Raw genomic sequence first — 6,342 nt, 5'->3', positions numbered from 1 at the left:
CCAGCGACCTCATGGACCAGCCGCTGAAGGTGCTCTGCGAGCTTGGCGGCTGGAGAAACGCCAAGACGGTGCTCGCCTGCTATCAGCAGCCCGATGAGGGACAGCTTCGGAAGGCTCTGGAAGCCCGCCGCGGGTCGCACGGCTAGAATCCCACTTAGCGGGAACCGAACAGCGGGAACCGGACCGCAAAATCCCGTAAGATGAAGTGATCCCAGCACATAACGAGTATCGCGGTCAATGTCCGCCCATCCTTCATATGGAGCCGCATGAGGGAAGGGGCCCCCTCCCGAACGCCACCCCCGACCGACCGGGGCCTCGAGATCGAAGACATCGTTCGTACGGGGGTCCTCGACGATGCCGACGGGGATCGCCTGCTGGAGGTCCGGATCGTACCCCGCCCGGAGAACATGCCCGATCCGCTGATCGTCATCGATGGCGTGATTTCCGATGCCACGGGGCTCTCGGAGCTCGGTACGCTCGACATCGATCATGTCATGATCGTGAGAGGTGCGCGCGCCCATGAGACGTACGGAGAGAAGGCCCGACACGGCGTGATCGAAATCACGACGAAGGCGGGTGCGAAGGACAACGGCTCGAAGGAGTAGCGACATGGTCATCGTCTGGATCGGATACTGCCTGCTGATTTCGGGACTCCTCGCCCTGGCCGCCTTCGCGACCGAGCGGGCGCTGGGTCACTTCAGGAAGCCGGTGCGCTGGGGCTGGTTCGCGGCGGTCGTCGGCTCGGTCGCGCTCCCGTTCGCGGCGTTTTTCGCTCCCGGCCTCCTCCCGGGGCTCGGCGCGTCGCCGTGGGCTCCTCTCGTGGAGTTGAGTGAAGCGGTGGTCGTGACCTCCGCGCCCGCGGCGGCCGAGGCGGCGGAACCCGCGGCGTGGTTCGACGCCGGCGCGCTTAGCGTGTTCGCGGGTGGGGTCTGGGCCTTGCTCGTGGCGGGAATGCTCTTCCACCTCGGGCGGGCGTACCGGCGCCTGCGGTCGGAGATGCGCACGTGGACGCCGGGTCGCGTCCTCGGATCGAAGGTCATGATCGCGGACGACCGGGGCCCGGCCGTGGTCGGAATCCGGCGCCCCGTCGTCGTGATGCCGAGGTGGATCCCCGAACTCGACGACCGGCTGTTGCGCCTGGTCTTCCTGCACGAGCGCGAACACCAGCGCGCCGGCGACCACCGTCTCTTCGCCGTGGCGGTCGCGGCCCTCGCGCTGATGCCGTGGAACCTCTTCCTGTGGTGGCAGGTGTCCCGGCTGCGGCTGGCGATCGAGTTCGACTGCGACCGTCGCGTCCTGGAGCGCGGCGAGTCCCCGCGCGACTACGCGGACGCCCTCATCACCGTGGGCGGCCGTGTCTCCGCGCCCCTGCTGGCCGCGGCCGCCTTCGCCGAGCGCAAGCCCGCGGTGGAACAGCGGCTGCGCCGCATGACCGAACCGCTGGCCCGGCTCCGCATTCCGAGAACGCTGGGAGCTTCGGGCCTGGCGGCGCTCGCCATCATCCTCGTCCTGGGCATCCCGCAGCCCGACGCGCCGATGGATGCTCCCGCGGCTGCGGCTGATGCCAATCCCGGTGTCGATATCGAGGAGAATCCGCTGGTCCGCCTGGCCGAGAGAGCCGCGCAGGCGGACCAGCCGACCTTCATCGCGTTCGACACACCCCCGGTTCTTCAGAACGGGAGCGAGATCCAGCGGGTGCTCGAGCAGGCCTATCCGAAGAACTTCAAGGATGCAGGTATCGGCGGCCGGGTCGAATTGTGGCTGTACGTCGACCTGACCGGCGCCGTGGTTAACCACGAGATCAAGACGAGCAGCGGCAGCGACGTGCTGGACCGCGCCGCTACGGAAGTCGTCCAGCAGATGCGGTTCAGCCCCGCGAGGAACCGGGGTGAACTGACCGCCGTCTGGATCTCCCAGTGGGTGTCCTTCCAAGTGATCTAGCAGTCCGTGGCAAGACCCCGCGCCTGACGCCCCGCGGGCAACCATCCGCGGGGCGATGGGTTCTCTGGGAGCGGACGACGGCACCGCACCCGGAGGGAACCCATGATCCAACCAACCTGGCGTCATTCCCTGTCCGGGGCGGGCCTCGGTCTCCTGGTTGCGTGCGGGGGTGATGGCGCCGGCGGGGCGCCCGCCGGCGGGTCGGGGGCCATGGACGGTCCCGATTTCACGATCGCTCTGGCGTTTGAATCACGCTGGGTCGCCGGCGCCCTGGATGGGGAAGACTGGGAGGTCTTCGGGTCCATCGCCGACCTGGTCTTCAACGAGGCGGGCGATCTCTTCATCCTGGACGAACAGGCGGGGCACGTCGTCGCGTTCGACCGGGACGGGGTCCACCTTCGAACCATCTCCCGGCAGGGCGAAGGCCCCGGTGAACTGACCGACCCCGAATCGATGTCCCTGCTCGCCGATGGTCGTCTCGCCGTGTTCGACACCGGGCGCAGCGGGATTCAGCTCTTCACGGCGGACGGCGAGTACGCGGAATCGGCGTCCTTCGATCCGACCCAGGGCGCGCCCAGGGGCGTCGGCGCGTGGCTCTCGGACGGGAGCATCATCACCGACCGCGAGTTCGTGGTCAGCGGGACGGCGGAGGCCATGTCGGTAAGCAGTTCCGTCGGCGGAACGGGAGACGCACCGGGGCGCCCCATCGCCCGCTACCGGCCGGCCGGGACTCGCGAGCTGCTCTACACAGCCTGGGAGCCGCCGCCGCCCACCGGGGATGCGGCGGAAGCCAGCGGTGGCAGCTTTTCCTTCAATCTCAGCCCCGTGAGAGCGTTTGACCCAGGGCTGCATTTCGCCGCGCTCTCGGACGGTCGACTCGCCGTCGTCGACTCCTCGGGATACCGGATCAGGCTGATCGGCGAGGACGGTGCCGTGGGCGAGATTCTCGAACGGCCGCTCTCCCCGACCCCGGTGACGAACGCCGTCCGGGATGCGGAGCGGGAGCGCCGGCTGGCCGAGCTGGAGGGGAATCGGAGCCCGACGACACTCTCCATCGCGGGGCGCCCGGACATCCGTATGCCGGACGACTTCGCGAGCCAGTTGCAAGAAGCTCTCAGGGGCCGCATCGAAGAGATGACGTTCGCCGAGGTCATCCCCGCGATCGAAGCGTTGGCCGTGGACTTCGACGATCGGCTGTGGGTGGCGCGGACCCCGCTACCTGACGAGGAGGGACCGATCGACATCGTGACGCCCGACGCCCGCTACCTGGGCACGATCCAGCCGGGGGGGCTCCGCATCCCGGACGCGTTCGGCCCGGACGGCCTCATGGCCTACGTCGACACGCACGATCTCGGTTACCCGATCGTGCGCGTCGTCCAACTGGCCCCGGATCCCCAACGGCGGACGGAGAACCGGACTCCGTAGAGCCAGCGCCCGGTCGAATCCTCGAAAGTGACGCGAACGCGGGTTGCCCCGTCTACTCACGGGCGGTGCCATGGTCTATTCTCTCGGTCCGGGCTCCGGGCCATTCAACCTCGCGGACGTTCACATGACACAAACCCGTGCCTTCCTGCTCACCCTTGCGCTGGCAGCGATCCCATGCATGGCTCCCGACGGCATGGCAGCTCAGGAGCCGGTGGAGGTCGCCGGAACCGTCGTTGATGACGGGACGGGCGAGCCGGTAGACGGCGCGACCGTGCGGCTGGCCGACGCGTCCGGTTCGGCTCGCGAAACGATCACGGGACCGGATGGCGCCTTCGCCTTCGCGCAGGTTGCACCGGGGGCCTATGCGCTCGCCGTGCGGCGCTTCGGGTACGAGTTGCTCAGCATGCCGTTGGAGATCGACGCGCAGGCGCCCCCGCGACTGGACGTGCGCCTGACCCCGGAGGCGATCCCGCTGGAGCCGCTCGAAGTTGGCGTGGAAGGCCGCCCGCCCGACCTCGTGGAGTCCGGCTTCTACGACCGGATGGAAGAAGGCTGGGGCACGTTCTTCGAGCCCGAATGGATCGAGGCCAGCAAGGTCGGCTTCGTACTGCTGAAGGATTACCTGTGGGTCCTCCAGAACCGCGCCCCCCTCTCCCGGTGCGAGAAGATACCGGTGTACCTCGACCGGAGGCCGATCGGCACGACCGGCGGCTGGGGGACAGACGATTCGTATCCGGGAGGGATCTTCACTGTCGGGTTGGATCGTCTTCCTCCGCTGCTGGAGGAGATGTCCGTATCGGATCTCGGCGCGGCCGAGGTCTACCAGCCGGGAACGAAGATTCCGATGTTCGCCTGGACCTTTACGACCGCGGTTTGCGGCGCGGTCATCCTGTGGTCCGACTGGACGGCGCGGCTGCCGGAGATACCGAAGATCGAGGTGAAGTTGTGCGAGTCGCGTGGCCGCCCTGGAGAGGTGGCGCTGGATGGCTTCGTGGAGGACGAGGTCACTGAAGTCAGGCTGCCCGCCGCGCACGTGTCCGCGTCGTACGCGAACCCCGAGGATCCCGACGGCCTCGAACGCGTGGAAACGGTCGTCCGCACGGACTCGCTCGGACGGTATCGCGTGTGCGACCTGCCGGAGGGCGCCGTCATGCATCTGACTCCCGAGTACGGCCCGCACGCGGGTGGGCCGATGGTTGCGCTTGCGGCGGCGGGCGGCGACGCGCTTAAGCTGACGGTGCCGGTGACGTCTCCCGCTACGATCACCGGCATGATCCTCAACGAGGCGACCTCGGAACTGATCGAGGGCGCGCGGGTCGTGCTCGTCGACACCGACTTCCGCACGGTGACGAACGCCGCGGGAAGATTCTCTCTTGAGGACCTTCCGCCCGGGTCCTACACGATCCGGGCCGTGTGCGCCGGGTATACCGGTTCCCCGCAGGAGGTGGAACTGGTCGAGGGAGGGAGCGTGGCGGTAGTCCTCCGGCTACGCGCAACGAATCTCGCGAGACGGGGAACGTGCTCGGTCTAGCTCGAAGGAGTCGCCGCGGATGACGAAGCGGACGCCGCTCCTGGCCTTGGCCATCGCCCTCGCGGCGGGGAACGCGATCCTGCCAGACGCCGCGAGCGCCCAGGAGGCGGTCCGGATCGAAGGGACCATCGCCGACGATGGGACGGGAGAGCCGGTCGAGGGCGCTACGGTGCGGCTGGCCGACACATCCGGTTCGGCTCGCGAAACGATCACGGGACCGGACGGCACCTTCGCCTTCCCTCAGGTTGCGCCGGGCGCCTACACGCTCGCCGTGCGACGCTTCGGATACGAGTTGCTCAGCACGCCGCTGGAGATCGACGCGCAGGCGCCCCCGCGGCTGGACGTACGCCTGACCCCGCAGGCGATCCCGCTGGAGCCGCTGGAAGTCGGCGTGGAAGGACGCCCGCCCCGCCTCGTCGAGTCCGGCTTCTACGACCGGATGGAGGAGGGCTGGGGTGTGTTCGTCGAGCCGGCATGGATCGAAGCCAACAAGCGGGGCTTCGTGCGCCTCGCCGACTTCATGTCGACCCTCCAGATGCGCGCCCCTCTCCCGCGGTGCCCGAAGATTCCGGTATACCTCGACCGGAGGCGGGTCGGAGGGGCGGACGGTTCGGGAACGAGCCGGTCGTACTCGCTGAATCCGGCGGGAACCTTCAGTTCTCCGGAGGCGCCGCCGCCGACGCTGCTGGACGAACTCTCCGTGCACGACCTCGGTGCGGCGGAGTTGTACCAACCCGGTAGCAAGATACCGTTCTTCGCCTGGGACGGGACCTCCATGTTCTGCGGCGCGATCATCCTGTGGTCCAACTGGACGGCGGAGACGCCGGAGATACCGCAGATCGAGGTCGAGTTGTGCGAACCGGCCGGCCGGCCCGGCGAGGTGGCGGTGAACGGGTTGGTGGAGGACGAAGTGACCCGGGTCCGGCTACCCGCCGCGCACGTGTTCGCCTCTTACGCGAATCCCGGAGATCCGACCGGCCTGGAACGCGTGGAAACGGTGGTCCGCACGGACTCGCTCGGACGATACCGGCTGTGCGAGGTCCCCGCCGACGTATCCATGGAGCTGACGGCCGCCTACGGTCCTCACCGAGGGGTTCCCTCGGTGGTCGTCGCCGAGGCGGGTGTCGAGGCAGGGCTCGCGGTGACCGTGACCTCGCCCGGGCGGATCACGGGCATCGTCGTGAACGAACGCACTGAACACCCGCTCGAGGCCGCGAGCGTGACGGTGGCCGGCACGGATGTCCGCGTCACTACGGATCGAGCCGGCCGATTCTCGCTGGAGGGATTGTCGCCGGGAACCCACCGGATCACCGCCCTGTGCGGGGGCTTCGACCTCAGAGTGCGCGAGGTGGAACTCGCCGAGGGGCAGCAGGCGAGCGTCGTGATCGGCCTCCGGTCGAAGGGAGCGGCGGGCCGGACGCGCTGCTCCGCCTAGCAGGTCGTGG

Annotated in this window: 5 protein-coding genes; all 5 read left to right on the top strand. The window is 68.6% G+C overall.

Annotated features, from left to right (window positions below):
- Window positions 1–266: 266 nt before the first annotated feature.
- The 5 genes from OXN85_14045 to OXN85_14025 all read left to right on the top strand — a co-directional run bounded on the left by OXN85_14045 (window position 267) and on the right by OXN85_14025 (window position 6,332).
- Window positions 267–605 (top strand): hypothetical protein, encoded by a 339-nt coding sequence (locus tag OXN85_14045; GenBank protein ID MCY3601084.1) that lies wholly within the window; start codon window positions 267–269, stop codon window positions 603–605.
- Between the two features lie 4 nt (window positions 606–609).
- Window positions 610–1,941: a M56 family metallopeptidase gene (locus OXN85_14040; GenBank protein ID MCY3601083.1), complete on the top strand. Its 1,332-nt coding sequence runs from the start codon at window positions 610–612 to the stop codon at window positions 1,939–1,941.
- A gap of 102 nt (window positions 1,942–2,043) precedes the next feature.
- The gene (locus OXN85_14035) at window positions 2,044–3,366 is read left to right on the top strand and encodes a 6-bladed beta-propeller (GenBank protein MCY3601082.1); all 1,323 of its coding nucleotides are present in this window, start codon (window positions 2,044–2,046) and stop codon (window positions 3,364–3,366) included.
- A 124-nt stretch (window positions 3,367–3,490) separates the two neighbouring features.
- Entirely contained in the window at window positions 3,491–4,897 is a 1,407-nt protein-coding gene (locus tag OXN85_14030) for a carboxypeptidase-like regulatory domain-containing protein (protein MCY3601081.1), read from the top strand.
- Window positions 4,898–4,916: 19 nt separating this feature from the next.
- Window positions 4,917–6,332 (top strand): carboxypeptidase regulatory-like domain-containing protein, encoded by a 1,416-nt coding sequence (locus OXN85_14025; GenBank protein ID MCY3601080.1) that lies wholly within the window; start codon window positions 4,917–4,919, stop codon window positions 6,330–6,332.
- Window positions 6,333–6,342: the final 10 nt, after the last annotated feature.

The sequence above is a fragment of the Candidatus Palauibacter australiensis genome, from assembly GCA_026705295.1.
Classification (GTDB): Bacteria; Gemmatimonadota; Gemmatimonadetes; order Palauibacterales; family Palauibacteraceae; genus Palauibacter; species Palauibacter australiensis.
Note: the sequence above shows the minus strand (reverse complement) of the source record. Positions and strands in the feature narration are given on the sequence as shown.

What these genes read in the sequence shown, in the direction of transcription:
- OXN85_14045 (MCY3601084.1), top strand. Translation starts at nt 267, where the DNA reads ATGAGGGAAGGGGCCCCCTCCCGAACGCCACCCCCGACCGACCGGGGC.
- OXN85_14040 (MCY3601083.1), top strand. Translation starts at nt 610, where the DNA reads ATGGTCATCGTCTGGATCGGATACTGCCTGCTGATTTCGGGACTCCTC.
- OXN85_14035 (MCY3601082.1), top strand. Translation starts at nt 2,044, where the DNA reads ATGATCCAACCAACCTGGCGTCATTCCCTGTCCGGGGCGGGCCTCGGT.
- OXN85_14030 (MCY3601081.1), top strand. Translation starts at nt 3,491, where the DNA reads ATGACACAAACCCGTGCCTTCCTGCTCACCCTTGCGCTGGCAGCGATC.
- OXN85_14025 (MCY3601080.1), top strand. Translation starts at nt 4,917, where the DNA reads ATGACGAAGCGGACGCCGCTCCTGGCCTTGGCCATCGCCCTCGCGGCG.